This is a genomic window from Poseidonibacter ostreae, assembly GCF_009208075.1.
In the GTDB taxonomy this organism is placed as follows: domain Bacteria; phylum Campylobacterota; class Campylobacteria; order Campylobacterales; family Arcobacteraceae; genus Poseidonibacter; species Poseidonibacter ostreae.
This window is the reverse complement of sequence record NZ_WFKJ01000047.1, coordinates 1-23,688: the sequence shown is the minus strand read 5'-3', so window position 1 is coordinate 23,688 and position 23,688 is coordinate 1. Positions and strand designations below refer to the sequence as shown.

Below are 23,688 nucleotides of genomic sequence, written 5' to 3'. Positions count from 1 at the left end.
GTACTTTTTGGAGAAACTACACAAGATAAAAGGTAAAAAAAAGCTATTATTATCTTCTACTTCATAATTACTTGTATTATTGGTAATTTTATAAGCCATCTAAAAGTAAGTCCTGAAGATAAAAGAATAATATTATTCGGACATGGAGACATTACAGTTGATAATGAAAATGTTACTATTGACACTAACATAGGTGTAGAGTAAATATTATCCATTATTTTTTTTGATAATGAATTTGAACTATAAGATTTGAAATCACTTTAGACCCAATAAGTGTAAATTCTTTTGACTTAGAAAGCTCTCCAAATAATGATTTTCCACCACCAAGTAAAATAGGTATAGTTGATATAATCATCTCATCAATCAAATCATCTTTTAAAAAGTATTTCTACCCATTACTAAAGCATCCACACTATCAATGATATTATCAAATCCAGATATAACTTCATCTGTCATAGGAATAATACTAAGCCAGTCTATTCCACCATTCTTATCTACTATATATCCATCTAAACTCGTTGCAATATAAATCTTATTTGACATTATCTCTCACTCAATGCTAATTTTAATCCTAAAGATACCAAAATAACTCCACTTGTCTTATGAATATAATTTAAAACCATTGGTCTTGCCTTTATCCAAGAAGAAAGTAAACCTGCTAAAAATCCAATAGGTGCTTTTAAAAAGAATGTAATAACTGCAAAAGTTGTACCTAAAATAAATAGTTGTAAGGATTCACTTCCTGCACTTGGTACAATGAATTGAGGTAAGTATGAGAAATAAAATATTGTAATCTTAGGATTACTAATATTTGTAATAGCTCCTTGCATCAACATTTTTTTATAAGATACTTTTGGCATATCTTTCATTGCTAATTTATGCTCATTTGATGTTAGAAGTTGATACCCTAAATATATTAAATAAGCAGCCCCTATATATTTGATAGTATTAAAAAGCCATTCACTTGCAAGTAATAATGTACCAAGTCCTAATGTTGCGAGAATAGTATGTCCCATTAATCCAATTGCAACACCAAAAGCGGTAATTATCCCAGCTTTTTTTCCTTGAGCAATTAATCGTGACATAACAATCATCATATCTTGTCCAGGTGTTAATATAATAACCATAGATGATATATAATAAATAAGAAACTAAGTATTTCCATTTTTATCCTTTAGAGTATTGATATACTCACAAATTAAAGATTAGGCTAAACTTTACTCTTATCAAAATAAACCATAATAAAAAGTGCTACTAAAGTTATACCCATACCTAAAAGACCAATCATATTTGGAAACATTGCATTTAAGAAAACTACTTCCAAAATAAGCGTAAAAATAACTTCTCCAGAAATAGTAGCATCAACTAGCATTATCTTAGAGCTACTATCAGCTTTACTTCTAGCATATAAAAATATTGAAGTTGCAATAACTCCTGATAGAATTGAAATGAATGCAACATTAATTAATTGAGAACCAGAGGGTTTTCCTACCTCTAAAAATAGAAATAAAACTAGCCATAAAGGAGAACTTCCTATGGTTAATAGGAATACTTTTGAAAAAGAATTATTTAAAACACTTGCATCTCTTTTTTTCTTCTCTTCCCAAACCATTTGATTTCCATAAGGGAAAGCAAAAGCTGCCAAAACAATTGGTAATATAGAGTAAAGTAAAGAATCAATATTTGAAAGTTCAAAATGGGAAAGATTCACAATTGTTATACCCACAACAACAAGTATACTTGAAAGTATCGTTATCTTATTTAGCTTTTTACCAAATAAAACTAAAACAAAAATAGAAGCAAAAATTGTAAGCTGCCATGTTGTAACTAACACCCATGCAGGAGAATACTCAGCTGCAAAGCATATCATTGAATAAAAAATACCAAACCCAATGGAACCAGCAATAGTCCAGAATCTGAAATTTTGGAGATACTCTAATAAAACACTTTTATAGTAAGCTAGCCCCTTATAAAGAATCAACAAGATTGAAATAAAGAAAATAGTATAAAAATATCTAAGACTTCCAGAGTAAAACCAATGTCCACCCTCATTTGCAATTACTTTGTTAATTAAAAAAGTTGCAGAAAAGAACAGTGCAGATAAAAGTCCAAGACTTAATAAAAAGATTGGACTGTTTTTCATAAAATTGGTAACTCTTGACTCGCCCTATTACTTAACCAAATTGGTCCATCTTTTGTTATTAAAATATTCTCTTCATGTACCATCTCTTTACCTCCTAAATATTCCATTCCTGGCTCTAGAGTTAATACAACACCTTCTTCTAAAGGGGTATTATCACTTATTGTATTTGAAGGCCATTCTGTTAGTTGTAAACCTAATCCATGACCTAATCTTCCAACACTATTTCCTAAAGCTCCGCCTCTTTGCATTACATTATTCATAGCATTAAATACATCTGTTGTTGTATTTCCTACTTGACAAGCTTCAAATCCTGCATCTGTTGCTTTAAATACTACTTCATAAGCTTTTTTGGCTTCATCACTTGCAAACCCAAAAGCGTAATTTCTGTCAAAATCACAGAAGTAACTATCAAACACACAGCCTGTATCAATGATAAAAATATCTCCATTTCCTAAAATCCTTTCACTTGGTCCCATAATTATTGAGCCATAACCACCCTGCCCTGAGCCAGAGATTAGATAAGGAAAATCATCAACACCTAAAGTTAATAAATGATTTTTAAATCTTTGACAATTTGCTCTTTCACTTTCACCAACTTTTAATAAACTTGGTAAATCTTCGAAACCTTGAGATGCTACTTGACAAATATAATGTATTTTTTCAATCTCAGCAGGAGATTTTACATATCTCACATATCTTAATATATTTGTAGCATCTTTTATTTCTATACTTTTTAAATTAAAAAGAAGTTTATTATAATCACTTAATGGCATGCGAAGCGTGCTTTCATGACCTTGCGGAATTCCCAAACACTTAAATTTTTTCATTAAAGAATTAATTGATATCGTTAATAATGAAATACCCTCATCCTCAGGATTAGGAGATACCCACGTTTGAATATCATCAATCCAAGTTCCTCTCATACCACTTTCTCCAATTACAGGAATTATTGCTTTTGGTTTATTGTTTAAAGGAATTAGCACAAACCAAGGTCTTGTAGGACTTTGGAAAAACTGTGATTTAAAACCAGTGTAATATTCAATATCTACTTGAGTAGTTAATAAAATAGCATCTATACCCTCATCAAACATAAGCTTTTGTATTTTTGCTAATCTATTTTCATATTCACTCTCTAAAAAGCCTCTTCTTGGTACTTGTAACATATTATTTTCCTTCTAACATTCTCACATATACTGATGGAATAGCAGCGTATAAAGCAGCACATAAAATTAAGTCTGCTTTTTTAACTTCTTCATTTGGTGCATGTGCAAATTTTAATTCACCTGGTCCATATCCAATTACTGGAATATTGTGTTCACCCATAATAGATACACCATTTGTTGAAAATGGCCAAATATCAATTACTGCATCTTTATTAAATAACTCTTTGTATGCATTCGCAACACTTTGCGTAACATCATGTTTCTCTTCCATTTTCCATGGTTTAAAGGAACACTCTTGCCCATATTCTAAACCTGTATATGAAGGTTCATCATAATGGTAAATAGAAACTTTAGCATCTGCCATTTTAACAGCAGGAAGGTTTCTAATTTCCTGTAATGCATCTTCAGGTTTTTCACCCCAAGTTAAACGTCTATCAATAGAAATACTACAAGAATCAGATACCGCACATCTAGAAGGTGCAGTTGATCTAATTTCTGAAACAGTTAAACACCCTTTTCCTAATAAATCATCTACTAATAAGTTTTCATTTAAAGCTCTTAATTCTGTTAGAATTCCTGACATTTTATAAATTGCGTTGTCACCTGTGTGAGGAATTGATCCATGTGCAGAAGTACCAAAAGTATCAACAGATATTTCCATTCTTCCTTTTTGAGCACGACATATTTTTCCATCACTAGGTTCCGCTAAAAGAACAAATTCAGGTCTAACATTTTGTTCTTCAATCATATATTTCCAAGATAAACCATCACAATCTTCTTCTGCAACTGATGCTGATACTAAAAGAGTAAAATCATCTTGAATATCTAAATCAATAATAATCTTTGCAGCATATACAATCGATGCAATTGCCCCTTTCATATCTGTAGTTCCTCGACCTATGATTTTTTCTTCATCTTCAAAACCTTCATAAGGATCATAATTCCAGTTATCAAGATTCCCAACTCCAACTACATCTAAATGACCATCCATTGCAATAAGATGTTTTCCCGTTCCAATATAAGCTAAGATATTTCCCATTGGGTCAATATCAATTTTATTAAAACCTAATTTCTTCATCTCATCAATAGTACATTTAGCAGCCAGAGATTCATCACCTGAACCTCCTGGACATCTAACTAAATCTCTTGTAAATTTATAAATATCTTCTTTATAAAATTCTGCTCTTTTTTTGATTTCCTCAAAAGGAATACCTTCAAATATTTTTTCCATTATTCTCTCCTCTAGGCTTTTGCTAAAACTTCAGATGAAGATTTTCCAACCATTTTTTCATAAACAACAGCATCTGTATCACCTTCAGTTCCTAAGAAAAGAATTTTTGAGTTTTCATCTATTTTTAAAGCTTTTCTATACTCAGGACTATGTTGAGTAATCATATACCCTGCAAGTCCTGCAACTGCAGATTCTCCCGCAACTACTGGTTCTTCTAATGAAGCTAAATATTTCATAACTTTTGCAATAGGTTCATCAGGAATTGAGAAAAATGCTTTTGTTTTATTTTCTAAAATCTTCCAAGCTAGAAGTGAAATTTCTCCACAAGAAAGACCTGCCATTACAGTGTCTAAATCTCCATGAACTACTGTTGGAGTTCCATTTTTTGCACTTTGAAGTAAACAATCTGCATTTGTTGGTTCAATCATTACAAAAATCGGTGATTCTTCTTGGTATGTTTCAAGTATAAATGATGCAACAGCTGCTGCCATTCCACCAACTCCACCTTGTAAAAATACATGTGTTGGTTTTTCACCCATTTGTTTTAAGGCTTCATCAACCATAATTGTATATCCTTGCATTACATCTTTTGGAACTTCTGTATATCCTTCGTATGAAGTGTCAGAAACTGTAAAATAACCTTTTTCTAATGCTGTTTTATCTGCAATATGAACTGAATCATCATAGTTACCATCAATTCTATTTACTTTCGCACCATATTTTGCAATCTCTTTTTCTCTACTTACACTTACATGAGAGTGAATAAAAATTTCACAATTACATCCAAAATTAGATGCTCCCCAAGCTACTGATTTACCATGGTTTCCATCTGTTGCACAAGAAACTGTAATTTTATTTGTAATATCTTTGTACGTTCCTGCTAATAAATCATTTGAATTTGCATCTATCCCTTGGTCTTTTAATTTTCCAATTAAAAGATTTGCAACTGCATATGCTCCACCTAATGCTTTAAAACTTTTTAGTGAAAATCTATAGTGCTCATTTTTATAATATAGTTTTGAAACACCTGTTTGCTCTGCTAATTCATCTAAGCTAACAAGTGGAGTAACTGCATACTCATCCCAAGAAGTAATCTCTTTTGATGCTTTTTCAAAACCTTCAAGACTTAAAATATCTTGGTGCTCATACTTTCCTATTACTGTATTTGATGTATTATCAAAAAATTCTGTATTATCTAAATATTGTTTAAAATTATTTATCATTTTTTATCCTTATTAATTAAATTTATTTTTTATTTTATTTACTTATCAAATGCTATATCTCTTAAGAATAATGCAGAATCAGGGAAGAATATTAAAATCGCTGACATCAACATTAAAATTAAGAAGAATGGTAAAATTCCACTTATTACTTCTAGATATGATTTTTTAAATACTGCAATTGCTGTGAAAATATCACATCCAAATGGTGGTGTTGCCGAACCAACTGCCATTTGTAGAGTAATTACAACTCCTACTAATACTGGATCAAGTCCAGATGAATCAATAATTGGCATAAATACTGGTGTTAAAATCAGTAATACAACAATTGAATCAACAAACATACATCCAATTACAAATGCTACTGAGATAACAAAAAGTATAAACTCAGGACTTGCATTTTCTAAATCAAGTGCACCTAATAATTCTTGAGGAATCATCTCAAAAGAGATATACCAAGAAAACGCTTGTCCTGCACCAACTAAAATGAATACAACTGCTGTAATTAAACCAGTACTAAGTGATGAATCAATTAAATCACTAAATCCTAATTTTCTATAAATCACCACTTCTAAAATAATCGCATACAGTACTGAAAATGCTGCTGCTTCTGTTGGAGTAAATGCTCCAGAATAAATCCCACCTACGATTAGTACTGGGAATCCCATTGGTAAAATTGAATTCTTAATTGCTTTAATTCTTTTTGGCCAATCTGCTTTTGGTGTTAATGTAATTTCAGCTTGGTGATATACAGAATATACATAACAATAAACAGAAAATAAAGCAGTTAAAATAAGTCCTGGACCAATTCCCGCTATGAATAATTCGGCAATATTTGCATTTGCTAAAACACCATATAAAATCAAACCAATACTTGGTGGTATTAACCAAGCAATATCACTAGCATTTATTATCAATCCTAAAATAAAGCTATCTTTATACCCTGCTTTTAAAAGCTTTGGTCTCATAATCGTTCCAACAGAAACAACTGTTGCTTGAGTAGAACCTGAAACTGAACCAAAAAGCGTACATGAAATACAAGTAGTGATTGGCAATCCACCTCGATAGTGACCAATAAATACTTCAATTAAATCAAGTAATCTTGTTGCAGTATGACCACGGGTCATAATATCTGCCGCAAAAATAAACATAGGAATTGCTATTAGAGCATTTGGTGTAATACCTGTAATCATTTGCTGAATTATATTTTGCAGTGGTAAATCTGAAAAATGTAAAAAACCTATCATTGTTGCAACCGTTAAAGGCACAACCATTGGAAAACTCAAAAATAGAAGGATTACCATCACTGTTAAAAGAGCAAAAGTAATAACATAAACATCAAGCTCGCCATTTATCACATTTTGAAGAAATTCTAACATGCTTGATCTCCTATAGTTGGATTACAATCTTTCTCTTCAATAACATCATAAGATAGGTATATTTCTTCATGTAATAGATTTTGAATAAATCTAATAAGAAACTGGATTCCTGACATAAAGAAACCAATTGGTACAATCATATATACTATATATACTGGTATTTGAAGTGCTGGACTTTGTCTATTAATTTCTTTTATTTGCATTACATATACATATGCCTCATAAGCTAATAAAAACATTAACATTGAAGTTGTAAGTGCAATAAAAATCATTAAAAACTTTTTCTTTTTATGTGATAATGAATCATATATTGCAGTCATTCTAATATTTCTACCATTTCTTACGGCATATGCTAAACCTACAAACGTTACAGATATCATTAAAAACTGATTTAATTCTTCAGAGAAATATATACTTTGGTTAAATACATATCTCCCTATTGCATTTGATGTCGTATTAACCATCATTAGTAAAATAGATAAAGATAAAAGTATCTTTTCTGTTTTTGCTGTAATGGAATTTATTGTTGCGAATACATTTTTCATAATTATCTCTCTTTCTCTAAGAGTTGGCCAAAACCTTTTATAGGTTCTTTATATTTTGCTAATCTTAGAATATCCCAAGCCATAACTTGGTTACTTGTTAAGATTCTTTTGCCAGTAACTTTTTCTAATTCATCTATATATCTACAAATATTTAAATTTGTACAAGAAACAAAAATAGTCTTAACTTTTTCATCTTTAGCCATTTGGATTACAGCATCTTTAATAGACTCTGGTGTAATACTTGGAACTAAATTATCATTTGGATTATTAAAGGTAAAAGCAGACATAGTTTTAATATCTGGTTCCATTCCATCTATAATCCCTTGCGTAACTTCTATACTATAAGGTGTAATTATTCCTAGTTCATCTATATCTAAAAACACACAAGCATTTTTTATTGCTGAATAAGGATTAGTCACTTCTTTTATTTCTCTTTTTGGATCACTTTGTTTAATAATTCTTGCAACTTCATCTTCTCCAATTGTCATAGAAGCAGATGTACAAGAAAGTGCTGCAACATCTAGTGTTAAACCTGGTAATATTGTATTTGTAGCTGTGGCTAATTCATTTTTAATTGCCATTAAAACTTCAGGTGTAAGTTCTACTGAATCCATCATAACTCTCGAAGGAAAACATAAAACTCCTGTATCTTTTAAAATTGCATCAAATTCATATAGTGTAATTTGGTCTGTTGCAAGAAGTATTAAACCTACTTTTCCATTATGAGAAATTGTATTCTTAAGTTCGCTATTAATTACTTTTATTTTCATTTTTTATCCTTATAAAAAAGCCCTAAAGGCTTTTCTAATTAATGTCTACTCTCTGCGTCTTTTACTTCTTGGATTAAATTATTTAAAATTTTCTTAGCATCTTTTTTAGCTTGTTCTTTTTGTCCATCTTTGTAAGTATTTGCTACTACATCAATGAATGTTCCATGTAAAGATTTACTAATATCTTTAAATCTAGCTCTTTCAGCTTCTGTTAAAGTAATAAGTTGTAATTCTTTATTTTCTTCTAACATTTTTGCTGTATTTTCTTTATTGATTTTCTTTTGGTAAATAAATGCTGCTTTGTTTGCTGCTTTAATTGCCTTATTAATAATTGCTTGTTTTTCTGGAGTTTGTTTTGCAAACCATTTTGCATTAGTTGAAATTGTTCCAATATATGGTTGTTGTCCTGGGAACATAATATATTTTTGAACCATGTGCCATTTAGCATTGTAAATGAAATACATAGGATTTACCATACCATCAACAGTTCCTAATTGTAATGAAGAATAAACTTCTCCCCATGATAATGGAGTTGGAACTGCACCAAATGCTTTATAAGTTTCTACAGGAATTGTAGAAGTAAATGTTCTAATTTTTTGACCTGCAAAATCTTCTGGTGTTCTAATAGGTTTATTTGCACCCCATGCCATTTCACCTTCAGAAATCATTGATAAAAGTTTTAAGTTAGCTTTTTTAAATTTTGGAGCTAAATCATTATAAATAGTTTTACTTGTAGTTAATACTTCATAAGCTACATCTTCATTATTAGTTAATACATAGGGAATTGAAATTGATTGAACTTCAGGAACATATGAACCTAAGTGACCCGTTCCAACAGATACAAATTGAATTGAACCATTTGATGTTAATTCAACAATATCATTTTCACCCCCAAGTTGTCCGTAATAATAAATTCTAACTTTGATTTTTCCATTAGATTCTTCTTTAACTACTTTTGCAAACTCTTGAGCATAAATATCTTGAACATCTTTTTTTGCTTCTTCACTCGCAAACTTCCATGTTTCTGCACTTAAACTAACTGCACCTAAAACTAACGCACACGCTGTACTTATTATTTTTTTACTAAACATATCTCTTCCTTTATAGTTTGTATAAAAGAAGTTTACTCCTCATTAACTTAAAATATACTTAAGATATATTCTATGTATATACAATAAAATTGTTATAAACTAATTTCTTTCTTTATAGTTATTTTTTGTTTGATTTTTAATCCAGTTAAAAAAGGAGGTTAAAGGAGGGATTTAAAAAGATAAGTCCTAATTAATAATTAGGACTTACTTCTTATATAGAGTGGCTTCGTACGAACTCTTCAAGATAGTCCATTAAATTATCTACATGTAAAGCAGCAGCTTCTAAATCTTGTGATAATACGGCTTCTAGAATATTTTTATGTAATGTTTTCCCTTGTTGATGATCATCTTTTTTAGCATAAAAATACCAAAATCTATGAGATAAACCTTGCACATTTCTAAGTTCTTCATAGATAAATTGATTTTTTGAACATTTACATAGAACTTTATGTCTTTGTTTTAACCAATATAAAAACTCAACATCATCTTGTTCATATACACTATCTAATAACTCTTGAATTGCTTTTTTATCTAGTTCAGTTAATCTATTAATAGCAGACTTTACACAAAGTTGTAAAATAGCACGTCTAACTTCTAATAATTGTAATTGTGTTGAACCACTCATTTCAGGTATTAAAACACCAATTCTTGAAATATTTACTAAAGATTCATTGGCAAGCAGACGTAAAGCTTCTCTAACTGGTGTTCTACCTGCTCCTACCATTTCAGATATTTCTGCTTCTGTTAAAACAGTACCTGGTTCAATTTCACAAAATACGATTAGGTCTTCAAGTTTTTCATAAACTTGCTCTGTCATTGTTTTATTTTTTGTTCTTTTTAGTTTATTTTTCATATATGCTTCCATTCATTTATAAATATATTTATTATATTATAATGAAGTTCGTTTAAAATATACTTTTAATATATTTTAAATATATATTTAAGCTCATAACTTTCATCTTTTTTGTATAAAAGTATTACTATTTATTAATATATAAAAGTGACCTATCTAAGAGGATAAAGCATTATGAGATAGTCTATATCCAATACCATTAATATTTTCAAGAAGAGAGGGAGGCATTTTTTTCTTGAAATTTTTAACAAAGCTTTTAATAGCATTATCTGTAATATTCAAGTTATCCTCCCAAATAGTATATAACATTTTCTCATAGGTGACAATCTTATTTTTTAGTAAGAGTTGAATAAATATCAACTCTCTTTTTGTTAAAAATTGTGTTTTATTAGGACTAATAATTGAACAATTCTTTTCATCAATAAACCAATCATCAATTATTTTTTTTAAGTTAAGCTCTTGGAATTCATTGAGAAAACTTTCTATAATTAATTGATTTTCAATAGAAATTGGAATTTTAATATTAAAAAAGTTCTCTTCTTTATTTCTAAAATATTCTAAACCATGAATTCTTGAATTTAATACACTCAAATTTTATCCTTTTATATTATTTACTTTTTACTAAAGTAATATCTATAAATTTATACGATGGAGTAAAGCTTTTTTTATCAAAATGTTCAATTGAAACCAAAGGTGTTGCTTCAGGGAAATACGCTGCAGAGCACCCTTCTTTAATATCATAAGATATTATTTCAAAGCCAAAAACTTCTCTTTTTATCTTGTCTTTTGAATGAGATTGAATATCAACCTTATCACCATTTTTAAAGCCAAGCTTATTAATATCATTTTCATTTAAGAAAATAAGTTTTCTTTTGTTTTCAATTCCTCTATATCTATCGTTCATACCATAAACAGTAGTATTAAACTGATCATGAGATCGTAAAGTCATTAGAATTAAATGGTTTTCTTCTATGTTTAAACTTGGTACTTTATTTATTAAAAAATTTGCTTTTTTTGTAGGTGTTTCCCATACTCTATTTTTTGCACTGTTGTATAATTCAAAGCCACCTGGTTTTTTTATCTCTTCATTATAAGCGTTAAATTCTGGTAAAACAGCTTCTATTTTTTCTCTAATTTTTCCATAATCACTAATCAAATCTATAAAATCAACTTTCTTATTTCCTAAAGCTGCATCAGCAATTCCTGCAATAATTGCAGGTTCTGATTTAATATCTCTTGTAATTGGTATGTTTTTACCTTTTGAACCATGAACCATACTCATTGAATCTTCAACCGTAACACGTTGCACACCATTTTTTTGAATATCTAATTCTGTTCTCCCTAAACAAGGAAGAATTAATGCTTCATTTCCACATATTAAATGACTCTTATTTAGATGCGTAGAAATATGTACTGTTAAAGCACAATTTTGTAAAGCTTCATATGTCATTTTTGTATCTGGTGCAGCGTCTGCAAAGTTTCCACCAAGTCCAATAAATACTTTATTTTGTTCTTTATTCATTGCTTTTATTGCATGAACTACATCATAACCATGAGATCTTGGACTTACAAAATCAAAAACACTATCAATCTTTTGTAAAAACTCTTCTTTTGGGGCTTCAGAAATTCCTACAGTTCTATCACCTTGAACATTACTATGCCCTCTAACAGGACAAGCGCCCGCACCCTCTTTTCCAATGTTACCTTTTAAAAGTAAAAGATTCATTACTTCTTCAATTGAAGCAACACCGTGTTGATGCTGTGTTAATCCCATAGCCCAACAACAAATAGTTTTATCAGATTTCACATAAAGCTCGGCTATTTCAATTATTTCTTCCATGGTAACAGAACTTTGCTCAATTAGCACATCCCAAGAAAGTGATAATATCTCTTCTTTATACTCTTCGAAACCAGCCGTATGTTCATTTATAAAACTTGTATCTAAAGTATCTGAATGTTCTTCAAGAATATATTTTATAATGGCTTGAACAAGTGCCATATCACTACCCATTTTTACTTGATAATAATTCGTACTAATTGGTGTTGCCACATTTGTAATCATTTGCGCTATATCTTGTGGGTGAACAAAAGATACAAGTCCTGCTTCCTTTAGAGGGTTAATAGAAACTATTTTTGCCCCTCTTTTAGAAGCTTCTTTAAGTTCACTTAACATTCTAGGATGATTGGTTCCAGGATTTTGTCCAAAAATCATAATCAATTCTGCTTTATGAAAATCTGCTAAGTCTACTGTTCCTTTTCCAATACCAATAGATTCACTCATGCCAACACCGGAACTTTCATGACACATGTTTGAGCAATCAGGAAAATTATTTGTACCTATCATTCGTCCCATTAGTTGGTATAAAAATGCTGCTTCATTTGAAGTTCTTCCTGAAGTATAAAAAATTGCATCATCTGGACTTGGTAAATTTTTTAAATGTTTTCCTACAGTGTAAAAAGCTTTTTGCCAAGAAATAGCTTCATACTTATCTGTTTGTCTATTATAAACCAAAGGTTCCGTTAAACGTCCTTGATTTGTAATGGTAAAAACATCTAATTCATTTAACTGCGTTACAGTTTTTTCTTTAAAAAGTTCTAAAGAAGCTCTTTTTTTTGTTGTTTCAAAGGCAATGGCTTTTACACCATTTTCACAATATTCATTCATCGCACGGTCTTTTTCATCTGGATCTGGCCATGCACATCCGGGACAATCAAAACCATCTACTTGATTTAAATTTAATAAAGCTTTAGAAGTTTTAAAAACATCTGCATTTATAATAAATTTGGCAGAAGATTTTAAAGCTCCCCAACCTCCAGCTGGTTTAATATTTAAATGAGAATCACTCATGTAATTTTCCTTTTGATTTCAATGTATATCACTTTATTAAATTTAATAAAGTGATATTTAATTTTTAAAGTGTAACTACTCCACCAGCATCATTTTTAGATTTTTCACTTGATGCAACATAAATAGCTTTTGAGACTTCTTTTATATTATTCCAATCTTCTAAATCAATTACTAAACCATTTTCAACAGATTTATTAAATGAGTTTTTTAAAGTAGAGGCACTAATAACCTCTGAAGCCTCACAATTACTTGGTATTTTATTTTTACTTATCTCAATTTTCAAGCTTCTAACATCAGAACTATCACTCTTACTTTTGCATAAAGTTGGTAATTCATCATTTGCACTAATACAGTAAGAAATACTGTCATTATTAGATGAATTATTCCATGAAAACCTTGCATTAAGACCTTTTTTAGCAATTCTTAAAGCTTGTGAGAATACTAACCATCTATTATGGCAGTTTTTAATCTCTAAAGTTACGCACTCATATTTAGGAAGTGATTCTAAAGCATAAGCTACTAGTATTTGTATATGTCCTAAAATCGTATCATTGTTTAAATCAGCAGTTATTACAGACTCTTCTGATGAAATATTTAATGATAAATTTGTATCTCTTTTTAAATATTTTAAAGCAGTTGAAAAATGTTTAACACCATCTAGTCCAACCATTTCTAAATCAACAACCATCTTAGAAATTAAATCTGCTTCTCCAGCATCTCTATTTAAACCATTAAAAGCGTTATTACATAATGTTGCTAACTCTGTTCTTGAAACAGAGATTTTACCCTCATCCACATTTAATCTATCATCTTTATTTTTTGGTAATTGTGGAAACAACCACTCGCCATTGTGAATTTCATCAAGTAATGGTGCACTTTGGTAAAATGTAACTTGTACCCATCTATCAGATCTTGGATCAAATTTTGTAGCGCCAAACATTGCAAGTTTTGCACGTAATAAATCCATTGGTAGAAAGTCTTCATCTAAAACATTTGCTTGAATTTCACCCATCTTACAAGCACCCATCGTCCAAACTCGTCTAATAATTGATGAGTATTGAGGGTTGTCTAACAAAAATTTTGTTGTACTTTCTTCCTTATTTACAGTAGATAATTTTTCACTTAATTTACTCACTTGTCTTGCTATATCTAAAGGAAGTTCTTGAGCAGATCCATTATCAACATCTCTTATTCCTAATCTTGGCTCACCTTTATCTTCAGATACATACCAAAACCAATAATTACTCTTTTTTTGTGAGAAATCATATTTTAATGCCCATGAATAATGAGATTGGATTTTTTCTTTTAATAATTTTATTGTAACACCAGATAATTCTAATGGTTGTTCATCAACTCTCATACTTTGTTCATGAACATCAACATGTTCTGGATATAACTCAAGAACTGAAGAAATTAAAACTTCTTGTGCTTCATAAGAAAGATTAGTTGAACTGTCAATTAATTCTTTATAACTTGATCCTAATAAATTATTTACAGATGCAATAATAGAAGGAACTTCTAAAGCTGCCTTTGTATTTAACTCTTTTTGTTTTTCATTAATAGTTACAACATCATTTAAATGACTTATTGATCTATGTAAATATGAAATTAATTCTTTTGATTTTTCTTTTGTAATCTCTTCTAATGATACTTTAGAAATTGCTTGTTCTCTTTGGTATAACCAGTTATCAACAACTTTAGGATGTCTAAGTAAATATGGAGCCATTCCAAGTCCTGTAGCATTTCCAATACCTAAGAATCTTTGAATATCTTTATCTAAAGTTACAGCTTTTTCACCACCTTTATTTTTTGCAATAAAGTTTGCCCAATCAAGTGAAAACTGTCTTAAAATATAAACAGCACACATTTCAGCAGAAAAAGATTGTGAGAAATCAGGATTCTCATCTAAAGCAGCATAATCATTAATTCCAAACTTACCACTTCCATAAACAGCAGTTGTTCTTAAGATATACCCAACTTTTGAAATCTCTTCAACACTTGGTTGTACTCCAGAAGATAATGATTCAATCACATGATCAAAAACTCTTACACTTTTATTAGCACGAGCTAATACTAAAGCTCTATTTGAATTTCTTCCAGCTTCTTGTAAGGGAACATTATTTCTTAAGGCATCTAATAGCGTATCACTAACATCTCCATGAATTAACGTAAATGTCGTATCCCATTTTTCTGCAATAACCCTATCATTTCTTTCATCATCTTTAATATAATTAGAAAAAATCACTACATTATAAATATTATGTGGCGTTTTTATTTCATAAATAGCAGTTCCATATCCATCTTTACATAGATCCCATTTAGTTTTTGTAACAAGCCAATTCTCATTTGACATCTTTCTTATTAAACTTCTTACAAAACTAACTCTTGATTGATGCATTGCACCCATTCTTTTTAAATCCATTACAACTTCTGGACTTCTTAAAATTGCTGACGTATTAATATTATTACTCATACTATCTCCCTTAATTTTAACTCTTATAAAAAGCAGTAAATACTGCTTTTTAGATGTTTATTTTAAACCTTGTTCATCTGCCATTTTAATAGCAATCATTGGTGCACTCCATAAAGCTGGTAATAAGACCAGGGATACAGGAACTGCTGTTATAACAATAAATGATTGAAGTGCTGAAATTCCACCAGAACCAATTGAAATTAGAATAATTGCTAGAACTCCCATTAAAACTCCCCAAAACATTCTTAAGAATGGACTAGGTTCAGTACTTCCACTTACAACAACACTCATAGTATAAGTCATTGAATCCCCAGTAGTAACAATAAATACTGTTGTCAATATTAAGAATAATATTGAAGTAATTAAAGGTAAAGGTAAAGACTGAGTAATTGCTAATAATGATGCCGGTAAATTAAACCCTTTAAATGCTTCACTAATAACACCTGGATTTGCAATTTCAAATGATAAACCAGCACCACCTACAATTGTAAACCAAAACATTGTAATTAATGGAGCAAAAATACTAACTGCTAAAATTAGCATTCTAATAGATCTACCTCTTGAGATTCTCGCAATAAAAATAGCCATCATTGGACCATATCCTAAGAACCATCCCCAGAAGAACACTGTCCACCAGCTTAACCATCCAGTATCACCTCTAAATGTAGCCATTGGTAAAAAGTTTTGAATAGATGTTCCTACACCTTGGATATATGCATCAACAATAAATGCTGTTGGTCCAAAAATAAAAACATATGCCATTAATACAACTGCTAATGTAATATTCCATCTAGATAAAACTTGAATACCTTTAGTTAATCCACTTAAAGCTGAGATTGTATAGATTATAATTGCAAGTATAATAATAGTCATTTGTGTAGCAAAAGTATCTGGAATTTCAAATAATGCATTTAAGGCATACGAAATTTGTAATCCTAAAAACCCTATTGGTCCAATAGTACCAGCAGCAACTGCTACAATACAAAATGCATCAACAATAGAACCTAAAGGTCCCGTAATAACTCTATCTCCAAATACAGGATAAAGTAATGTTCTTGGTTTTAAAGGAAGCCCTTTGTCATAATGTAAATGAGATAAAACAATTGCTGTTAAAGTTCCTAAAATTGCCCATGCTAAAAATCCCCAATGCATAAATGATTGAGATAAAGCATTTACTGCTTTTTGAAACATATCAGTCTGCTCACCATATAAAGGAGGAGGAGAAACAAAGTGTGCAATTGGTTCACCAGCTGCCCAAAAAACTCCACCACCAGCTAATAATGTACACATTATAATTGAAATCCATTGGAAAGTACTCATTTCTGGTTTTTCTAATTTACCAAGTACTACAGAACCAGTTCTTCCTAAAGTTAATCCAATTCCTATTAAAAATGTTGCTAAAAGTAAGAATTGCCAATATGCTCCAAAAAATTTTGCAGACCAAGCAAAACCACCATTTACTACAACACTTAATAATTTGGCATCGTAGAGTGCTAAAACAACAAACGCCATTAGAAATCCACTACTAAGAACTAAAGCTAACTTATCAATTTTATGTACACCTTTATCATTTAGCTCTTTTAATGTATTTTCTTTTTCTATAATATCTGACATTTCCATATTATAATCCTTTTATTATATTTCTGATAATATCACCCAAATTTACTCTTAATAATTTAAGATTAATTTTTAGGTTCTAAACCGCTTTGTAAGAAGCTAAACCAGTTTCCACCAAGAATTTGATTAGCTTCTTTCTCATTAAATCCATATTTCATTAAACCATTGTAAATATTTTCCATTCCTTTTTCATCTTTAAACCAAGGTAAATCATCTGGCCATCCAGAATTTGAAGCATTTCCTTCTCCATAATCCATAGCCTTAGACCATTTTCCATTTCTCATCCACTCTAAAACTTCTTGTGGTTGATCTAAACATAAATCACTTCCAATTCCTAAAGAATCAACGCCAACTAAATCAGCAGTTTTTGCGATCATTTTACAAAAATCTTCTAAAGTACATTTACTTCCATTTGGTAAATGAAATGGATATAAAGAGAATCCTAATAATCCACCTTTAGCTGCAAGTGCTTTAATAACTTCATCTGATTTATTTCTTAATGCATCATGAGCAAAATTTGGATTTGCATGTGAGATACATATTGGTCTTGTAGAGATTTCAATAGCTTCTAAAGTAGATTTTTGTGCTGAGTGTGACATATCAATTATCATTCCAACTCTATTCATCTCTTTAATAGCTTGCTCTCCAAATCTAGTAATCCCACTATCATTTTTCTCATAACAACCAGTAGCTAATAAGCTTTGGTTGTTATAAGTTAATTGCATAATTAATAGACCTTGTTTTCTTAAAACTTCAATTAATCCAATTTCATCATCAATTGGTGAGCAGTTTTGAGCCCCAAAGAATATTCCTACTTTTCCTAATTTCTTAGCAAGTACAATATCTTCAACCCCATCAACCCTCATAATTAAATCATGATTCTGTTCAAATAAAGTATTCCACTTTGCAAAATTTGTAAGTGTCTCACGTGCCATTTCATGATAAACTAATGTTACATGAACGGCTGTGATTCCACTTTTTTGCAAAGTTTTAAAATAATCTCTAGTCCAATTACAATATTGTAATCCATCTATTATGATTTGGTCTTTATACATTTTAATTCCTTAGTATGGACGTTGGTATGCTGTTTTAACTACTGTGTAAAATTCTTTTGCATATGAACCTTGCTCTCGTGGCCCAAAACTAGATTGTTTTCTTCCACCAAAAGGAACATGATAATCAGTTCCTGCAGTTGGCAAGTTAACCATTACACAACCACTTTGAGCAGATTTTTTAAAGATTGATGCAGTTTTTAAACTTGACGTAATAATTCCTGCAGTTAATCCAAATCTTGTATCATTTGCAGTTTTTATAGCTTCATCCAAATCTTGAACTTTAATAACGCAAGCCATTGGAGCAAATACTTCTTCTTGATTTACATCCCAATCATTTTTAGTATCAACAAATAAAGTTGGACTCATGTAGTATCCTTCTTTTTCTAATGATAATTTTTCACCACCAAATGCAAGTTTTCCACCAAGTTCTTTAGTTCTCTCAATCCATTTAAAGTTAGAATCAAATTGTGCTTTATCAGAAACAGGTCCCATGAAAATACCTTCTTCTAAATAATGACCAACTTTTAATTCTGCCATTCTCTTAACTAAAGCAGCAACAAATTCATCATGAATATCTTCTAATACAATTAATCTTGAAGAAGCTGTACATTTTTGACCAGTTCCAGAAAAACTTCCACCAATAGCAGCTTCAACTGCAATACTTAAATCAGCATCAGATGCCACAATTAATGAGTTCTTACTTCCCATTTCTAATTGACATTTAACAAAGTTTGCAGAAGTTGCAATTGCGATTTTTCTTCCAGTTTCAACAGAACCTGTAAATGAAATAGCATTAATATCTTTTGAGTTAATTAGCGCATCTCCAACAGTTGCACCAGAACCAAGAACTAGATTGAATGTACCCGCTGGGATTCCAGATCTTGAAATAATTTCAGTTAATGCAACAGCAGAAGCTGGAGTTAAATTAGCTGGTTTCCAAATTACTGCATTTCCAAATGCAAGTGCAGGAGCTATTTTCCAAGCAGCAGTTGCAGTTGGGAAATTCCATGGAGAAATAATACCAACAACACCAACAGATTCTCTTGTTACTTCAATATCAATACCAGGTCTAACAGATGCTGCATTTTCACCAATTTGTCTTAATACTTCAGCTGCATAATATTGGAAAAATTGTCCCGATCTATAAATTTCACCTTTACCTTCAGCTTTTGATTTACCTTCTTCACGAGCAAGTAATTCCCCTAATTCTTCACATCTTTGAATTAGTTCATCACCAATTTTTTGTAAAGCATTTAGTTTTTGCTCTAAAGGAGTTTTTTCCCATAAAGGTTGTGCTATTCTAGCTGCGATTATTGCTTCTTGAACTTGTTCAATACTTGCTTGTGCAATATTTCCGATGTTATCAGAAATATCTGATGGATTAATATTCTCTATTGTTGAAACACCTTTTGCCCAAGAACCATTTATATATAAACCTTCTTCATAATTATAAGTCATTTAATTTCCTTTATATTTTAATTTATTTGCTAGCTTGAGCATATACAACAAACTCAACTAACATCTCTTCTCTTGCTAAACCTGCCACAATAACTGCTGCTCTATTTGGGAATGGAGCTGTAAAATATTCAGCATATACTTTATTTACTGTAGCTAAATATTCCCTATTGGTTACATAAATTAAAACTTGTAAAACTTCATTTGTACTAACCCCTGCACACTCTAAAGTATGTACTAAGTTTTCAAATGTTTTTCTAGTTTGTGCCTCAATTCCACCCTCAACTACTTTTCCTGTTTCATCAATTGGTATTTGTGCTGTATATAAAGTATTATTAGCAGTAATTGCCCACTCTAATGGTGCTTTAGAAGCAAATAATTCTGTTTTTACTGGTGTTTTTGTACTCATTTTAGTCCTTTGTTTTATTGTTAAAATATTATTTGTATAGTTTACAAGACAAAACTCTATTTATTTAATTTAATTTAATATTTAGGAGAACATTTATAATCGCGTGTATTAAATAGAATTTTATCTCATAAACTATAGATCCCTAAAAAAGGGATATAATTTAAAATCTATTAGAATTTATACGATGCATAAAGTCTTGATTGATATTCATTACCAGCATTATCTAATTGACCATGTAATAATCTAAGTGAAAGATCTTTAGAAGCTTTGTAATCTACAATAAAATCTGTTTCTCTAGTAGTTGAAGATGTACCTGTTTTCCAACTAATATTCATAATATTTGCAGATAACTTATCTGTGAATTTATATCCTGCTTCAAGTTTTGTTGCTTTCATATCAGCTGAATATCTAGACCCAGCATACCAACTCCATGTATAAATATAATCAGCCCCATTTCCTAAGTGCCATGCATCAACTCCACCATCTTTTGAAACTTCACTATATGATGCAGCTAAAGATAAATCTCCAAGCTTAGTTGAAGCCTTAAGAGCATACGCATTTCCATCATTATTTGCTGCACCATTATCATCAGAACCATAATATTGTGCGCCTAATTTAAATATATTAAAATCATATTCACCATTTAGATAATAAATACTTACATCTTTAGTATTATTAGCCAGTAAGTTTTTAGCATTAACATATTGTGCTGCTAAACTTAAATTTTTAATTGACTTATTAGTTGCATAAATAGAAAATACACCATCACCTAATCTGTCAAAAGAAGGAGCACCTTCATTTCCATCAGTTCTTCCTTGATACTTTTTTACATACATTAATGAAATAGAAGTATCTTTTATATCAGTGTTTGTTAAAGTTGCTGCTTCAAAAGATTCTTTAAAGATTCTTGAACCAGAAGATGCTATTAATGGACTTGATAAGTATTGTCTACCTACTTTTATATTAGTATTATCTATTTTATATTGAATATAAGCTTGAGATAATACTGAGCCACTAACATTTTGATCTGCATTATATGCAGTAAGATTTTCATCTAAATCCTCTCTTGCTACAGATGCTGCTTGAAATGTAACTCCAGCAGTTAAACCATTATAATCAGCTGTATCATATGAAAGATTTAACCCATTTGTCCAAATATTTACTGTTTTTGAAGTGTTACTTTCTTTTTGATAAAATTGTGATTTTAACTCACCTGAAACTTTTCCATTTGTTAATGCTTCAGATAAAGTATTGGCATTTAAACATGATAGCATTGACAAAGTTCCAATTGCTACTAAACTCAATTTAATATTCTTCATTTTTCAATTCCTTTTGATTTAAAATATTTATATTTACTGTTAATAAAACTGTATATGAAAATATTACTCTATGATTACTTAATGTAAACTTAATATATATTCTATGTTGACAACAAAAAATTTAATTAATAATTTTCTTTATATTTTATTTTAAATGCTACAGTATAGGAGATGGGGAGATTAAAAAGAATTATAAAAAGGTTTATTTCAACTTTTTATAATTTTTAAATTTAGATATTTTTTATTAAATTGCATATTTTTTTACAAAATTCTCTATATAGTCAATAATTTCATCAACATATTTTACTGCGTTATTAGTATCTTCATTAAAGACTGCTTGTAAGATTTTTTTATGTAAATCTCTAACTACAATATCATCTTCTTTTTTAGCATAGTAGTACCAAAATCTACGTGATAATCCTTGAACATTTCTGAGTTCTTCATATATAAAGAAATTTTTAGAAGCTTTGGATAAAACTTCTTGTCGTCGTTCTAACCAATTTAAAAATTCATGTTCATCTAAACTATCAACAACTGACAAAAGTTCCTCGATATTATCTTTATCAACTTGTGTTAATCGTTTTATCGCACACTCAACACATGTCTTAAGAATTGGTCTTCTCATTTCAAGTAATTGTAATTGAACTGAAGAATTCATTTCAGGAATCATAATACCAATTTTAGAAAAGTTTACTAGAAATCTTTTTGATAGTAGTAATAGAGCTTCCCGAACTGGAGTTCTTCCTGCACCCAGCATTGTACATATTTCTTTTTCTGTAAGAATACTACCAGGTTCTATTTCACAAAAAACAATTTTATGTTCTAGTTGTTCATAAACTTGTTCTGTGATTGTTTGAGTCTTGGATCTTGTAATTTTATTTACTTGCATTTTAATTGCCTATGTATTAGTTAACGTATTATAATCAGATTCCAATTAAGAGTAGTCTAAATAAAATATATTTTGTCAAATTAATACTGTTCAAATTATTTTTTAAATATACTCTAAATATATTTTAGGTTGACATTAAATAAACATATTTAAAAAGGGTTCATAATGGAAAATAATCATTTAAAAGCTATTCTTATCTCATCTTTAGGAGTATTATTTATGAGTTTTGAATCTTTACTTATAAAATTAGCTTCAATCGAAGCAGTGGTTTTTGCTTTTTATGTTGGAATATTTATGTTTATCAGTATTAATACTATTTTGTTTAGTACAAAAAAGAGTAAAACAATACTTATATATAAAGAAGGCATGAAAGCCATAATAATCTGCGGCTTTTTGTTTGGACTATCAAATATCTTTTTTATAACGGCAATAAAAACAACAAGTGTTGCAAATACTGTTATGATTTTTGCTTCAGCACCTTTGTTTTCAGCCCTTTATACCTATTTAATTTATAAAGAAAAAAGCAAAAAAAATATTTATATTTCATCTTTTTTTATTGCTGTTGGATTGTTTGTAATATTTTCTGCACAACTAGGAGGTGGAGATTTATTAGGTAATATTTATGCACTGATTTGTGTAAACTTATTTGCTTTATCTTTTGTAGTACTTGCCAAACATAAAAATGCCAATAGATTTGCAATTACTGCATTTGCTGGTTTATCAGCTGCGGTTATATCATTTTTATTTGTGAATGACTTTTTAATAGATATAAGTACTCTAATTATTCTTTTACTAGCAGGAGTAATAGTAGCACCCATTTCAAGAGTACTTATGGGTATAGGAACGAAAAGTTTACCTGCAAGTGAGATTAGTTTACTATTTATAATTGAAACGGTTATGGCGCCAATTTGGGTCTGGATTGTATTAAAAGAAGTTCCAGCCAATAGTACTTTTATTGGAGGAAGTATTATTCTTTTAACTCTATTTTTAAACTCTGCATATATATTAAAAATGAATAAAACAACTACTATCATCAAATAAGTATTTTAAAAAGAATAAATCTATTTATTATAAGAGTTGAAATTTAAAATCATTTGATTATTAAAAGAAATGAAAGAGCTAGTCGGACTCAAACTAACGTATACCAGATTTTCTATAGCTCTAATGTAAGTAAATCATTGAATGAAGCTTAAAATTTGGTTATATAATGACTGTTCAACAACCTGTT

Annotated in this window: 23 protein-coding genes; 1 reads left to right on the top strand and 22 read right to left on the bottom strand. The window is 29.9% G+C overall.

Features of this window, described 5'->3' with window-relative positions:
* Positions 1-56: 56 nt before the first annotated feature.
* The 22 genes from GBG18_RS15370 to GBG18_RS12630 form a co-directional block, all read right to left on the bottom strand.
* Positions 57-215 carry a hypothetical protein gene (locus tag GBG18_RS15370; RefSeq protein WP_193311148.1) on the bottom strand — a complete coding sequence of 53 codons (159 nt, stop codon included), beginning with the start codon at positions 213-215 and terminating at the stop codon, positions 57-59.
* The gene (locus GBG18_RS15565) at positions 215-367 is read right to left on the bottom strand and encodes a dihydrofolate reductase family protein (RefSeq protein ID WP_226896477.1); all 153 of its coding nucleotides are present in this window, start codon (positions 365-367) and stop codon (positions 215-217) included. Before GBG18_RS15565 ends, GBG18_RS15370 begins: the two co-directional genes overlap by 1 nt.
* Positions 368-375: 8 nt before the next feature.
* Positions 376-543: a dihydrofolate reductase family protein gene (locus GBG18_RS15560; RefSeq protein ID WP_226896476.1), complete on the bottom strand. Its 168-nt coding sequence runs from the start codon at positions 541-543 to the stop codon at positions 376-378.
* A complete protein-coding gene (locus GBG18_RS12720) occupies positions 543-1,127 on the bottom strand; it encodes a LysE family translocator (protein WP_152191615.1) in 585 nt (194 codons plus the stop codon). Before GBG18_RS12720 ends, GBG18_RS15560 begins: the two co-directional genes overlap by 1 nt.
* An 83-nt stretch (positions 1,128-1,210) precedes the next feature.
* A complete protein-coding gene (locus GBG18_RS12715; RefSeq protein ID WP_152191614.1) occupies positions 1,211-2,143 on the bottom strand; it encodes a multidrug resistance efflux transporter family protein in 933 nt (310 codons plus the stop codon).
* Entirely contained in the window at positions 2,140-3,306 is a 1,167-nt protein-coding gene (locus GBG18_RS12710; protein ID WP_152191612.1) for a M24 family metallopeptidase, read from the bottom strand. Before GBG18_RS12710 ends, GBG18_RS12715 begins: the two co-directional genes overlap by 4 nt.
* A 1-nt stretch (position 3,307) precedes the next feature.
* Entirely contained in the window at positions 3,308-4,537 is a 1,230-nt protein-coding gene (locus GBG18_RS12705) for a YgeY family selenium metabolism-linked hydrolase (RefSeq protein WP_226896475.1), read from the bottom strand.
* Between the two features lie 11 nt (positions 4,538-4,548).
* Positions 4,549-5,760 carry a diaminopropionate ammonia-lyase gene (locus tag GBG18_RS12700; RefSeq protein ID WP_152191610.1) on the bottom strand — a complete coding sequence of 404 codons (1,212 nt, stop codon included), beginning with the start codon at positions 5,758-5,760 and terminating at the stop codon, positions 4,549-4,551.
* Between the two features lie 38 nt (positions 5,761-5,798).
* Positions 5,799-7,136 (bottom strand): TRAP transporter large permease, encoded by a 1,338-nt coding sequence (locus GBG18_RS12695; protein ID WP_152191608.1) that lies wholly within the window; start codon positions 7,134-7,136, stop codon positions 5,799-5,801.
* Positions 7,130-7,681: a TRAP transporter small permease gene (locus GBG18_RS12690; protein WP_152191607.1), complete on the bottom strand. Its 552-nt coding sequence runs from the start codon at positions 7,679-7,681 to the stop codon at positions 7,130-7,132. The genes GBG18_RS12695 and GBG18_RS12690 overlap by 7 nt, the downstream gene beginning before the upstream one ends.
* A gap of 2 nt (positions 7,682-7,683) precedes the next feature.
* The gene (locus GBG18_RS12685; protein ID WP_152191605.1) at positions 7,684-8,451 is read right to left on the bottom strand and encodes a maleate cis-trans isomerase family protein; all 768 of its coding nucleotides are present in this window, start codon (positions 8,449-8,451) and stop codon (positions 7,684-7,686) included.
* A gap of 38 nt (positions 8,452-8,489) precedes the next feature.
* On the bottom strand, positions 8,490-9,542 hold the full coding sequence (gene dctP / locus GBG18_RS12680) for a TRAP transporter substrate-binding protein DctP (protein WP_152191603.1): 1,053 nt from the start codon (positions 9,540-9,542) through the stop codon (positions 8,490-8,492).
* Positions 9,543-9,753: 211 nt separating this feature from the next.
* Entirely contained in the window at positions 9,754-10,395 is a 642-nt protein-coding gene (locus GBG18_RS12675) for a GntR family transcriptional regulator (protein WP_193311147.1), read from the bottom strand.
* Between the two features lie 156 nt (positions 10,396-10,551).
* The gene (locus tag GBG18_RS12670; RefSeq protein ID WP_152191600.1) at positions 10,552-10,986 is read right to left on the bottom strand and encodes a helix-turn-helix domain-containing protein; all 435 of its coding nucleotides are present in this window, start codon (positions 10,984-10,986) and stop codon (positions 10,552-10,554) included.
* A 16-nt stretch (positions 10,987-11,002) separates the two neighbouring features.
* Positions 11,003-13,243, bottom strand: a complete 2,241-nt coding sequence (locus GBG18_RS12665; protein ID WP_152191598.1) for an FdhF/YdeP family oxidoreductase — start codon at positions 13,241-13,243, stop codon at positions 11,003-11,005.
* Between the two features lie 64 nt (positions 13,244-13,307).
* Entirely contained in the window at positions 13,308-15,716 is a 2,409-nt protein-coding gene (locus tag GBG18_RS12660; protein ID WP_152240989.1) for a DUF3726 domain-containing protein, read from the bottom strand.
* Positions 15,717-15,773: 57 nt separating this feature from the next.
* On the bottom strand, positions 15,774-17,336 hold the full coding sequence (locus tag GBG18_RS12655) for a BCCT family transporter (RefSeq protein WP_226896474.1): 1,563 nt from the start codon (positions 17,334-17,336) through the stop codon (positions 15,774-15,776).
* Between the two features lie 62 nt (positions 17,337-17,398).
* Positions 17,399-18,388 (bottom strand): membrane dipeptidase, encoded by a 990-nt coding sequence (locus GBG18_RS12650; RefSeq protein ID WP_152191596.1) that lies wholly within the window; start codon positions 18,386-18,388, stop codon positions 17,399-17,401.
* 9 nt (positions 18,389-18,397) lie between these two features.
* A complete protein-coding gene (locus GBG18_RS12645; protein ID WP_152191594.1) occupies positions 18,398-19,846 on the bottom strand; it encodes an aldehyde dehydrogenase family protein in 1,449 nt (482 codons plus the stop codon).
* A gap of 22 nt (positions 19,847-19,868) precedes the next feature.
* On the bottom strand, positions 19,869-20,252 hold the full coding sequence (locus tag GBG18_RS12640) for a RidA family protein (protein WP_152191592.1): 384 nt from the start codon (positions 20,250-20,252) through the stop codon (positions 19,869-19,871).
* A gap of 170 nt (positions 20,253-20,422) precedes the next feature.
* Positions 20,423-21,571, bottom strand: a complete 1,149-nt coding sequence (locus GBG18_RS12635; protein WP_152191590.1) for a porin — start codon at positions 21,569-21,571, stop codon at positions 20,423-20,425.
* 244 nt (positions 21,572-21,815) lie between these two features.
* Positions 21,816-22,460, bottom strand: a complete 645-nt coding sequence (locus tag GBG18_RS12630) for a GntR family transcriptional regulator (RefSeq protein WP_152191588.1) — start codon at positions 22,458-22,460, stop codon at positions 21,816-21,818.
* A gap of 165 nt (positions 22,461-22,625) precedes the next feature.
* Here GBG18_RS12630 and GBG18_RS12625 point away from each other — a divergent pair, with 165 nt between their 5' ends.
* Positions 22,626-23,501, top strand: a complete 876-nt coding sequence (locus GBG18_RS12625; protein WP_152191586.1) for a DMT family transporter — start codon at positions 22,626-22,628, stop codon at positions 23,499-23,501.
* Positions 23,502-23,688: the final 187 nt, after the last annotated feature.

Coding starts and splice junctions, on each gene's coding strand:
- GBG18_RS15370 (WP_193311148.1), bottom strand. CDS start 215: ATGGATAATATTTACTCTACACCTATGTTAGTGTCAATAGTAACATTT.
- GBG18_RS15560 (WP_226896476.1), bottom strand. CDS start 543: ATGTCAAATAAGATTTATATTGCAACGAGTTTAGATGGATATATAGTA.
- GBG18_RS12720 (WP_152191615.1), bottom strand. CDS start 1,127: ATGGTTATTATATTAACACCTGGACAAGATATGATGATTGTTATGTCA.
- GBG18_RS12715 (WP_152191614.1), bottom strand. CDS start 2,143: ATGAAAAACAGTCCAATCTTTTTATTAAGTCTTGGACTTTTATCTGCA.
- GBG18_RS12710 (WP_152191612.1), bottom strand. CDS start 3,306: ATGTTACAAGTACCAAGAAGAGGCTTTTTAGAGAGTGAATATGAAAAT.
- GBG18_RS12705 (WP_226896475.1), bottom strand. CDS start 4,537: ATGGAAAAAATATTTGAAGGTATTCCTTTTGAGGAAATCAAAAAAAGA.
- GBG18_RS12700 (WP_152191610.1), bottom strand. CDS start 5,760: ATGATAAATAATTTTAAACAATATTTAGATAATACAGAATTTTTTGAT.
- GBG18_RS12695 (WP_152191608.1), bottom strand. CDS start 7,136: ATGTTAGAATTTCTTCAAAATGTGATAAATGGCGAGCTTGATGTTTAT.
- GBG18_RS12690 (WP_152191607.1), bottom strand. CDS start 7,681: ATGAAAAATGTATTCGCAACAATAAATTCCATTACAGCAAAAACAGAA.
- GBG18_RS12685 (WP_152191605.1), bottom strand. CDS start 8,451: ATGAAAATAAAAGTAATTAATAGCGAACTTAAGAATACAATTTCTCAT.
- dctP (WP_152191603.1), bottom strand. CDS start 9,542: ATGTTTAGTAAAAAAATAATAAGTACAGCGTGTGCGTTAGTTTTAGGT.
- GBG18_RS12675 (WP_193311147.1), bottom strand. CDS start 10,395: ATGAAAAATAAACTAAAAAGAACAAAAAATAAAACAATGACAGAGCAA.
- GBG18_RS12665 (WP_152191598.1), bottom strand. CDS start 13,243: ATGAGTGATTCTCATTTAAATATTAAACCAGCTGGAGGTTGGGGAGCT.
- GBG18_RS12660 (WP_152240989.1), bottom strand. CDS start 15,716: ATGAGTAATAATATTAATACGTCAGCAATTTTAAGAAGTCCAGAAGTT.
- GBG18_RS12655 (WP_226896474.1), bottom strand. CDS start 17,336: ATGGAAATGTCAGATATTATAGAAAAAGAAAATACATTAAAAGAGCTA.
- GBG18_RS12650 (WP_152191596.1), bottom strand. CDS start 18,388: ATGTATAAAGACCAAATCATAATAGATGGATTACAATATTGTAATTGG.
- GBG18_RS12645 (WP_152191594.1), bottom strand. CDS start 19,846: ATGACTTATAATTATGAAGAAGGTTTATATATAAATGGTTCTTGGGCA.
- GBG18_RS12640 (WP_152191592.1), bottom strand. CDS start 20,252: ATGAGTACAAAAACACCAGTAAAAACAGAATTATTTGCTTCTAAAGCA.
- GBG18_RS12635 (WP_152191590.1), bottom strand. CDS start 21,571: ATGAAGAATATTAAATTGAGTTTAGTAGCAATTGGAACTTTGTCAATG.
- GBG18_RS12630 (WP_152191588.1), bottom strand. CDS start 22,460: ATGCAAGTAAATAAAATTACAAGATCCAAGACTCAAACAATCACAGAA.
- GBG18_RS12625 (WP_152191586.1), top strand. CDS start 22,626: ATGGAAAATAATCATTTAAAAGCTATTCTTATCTCATCTTTAGGAGTA.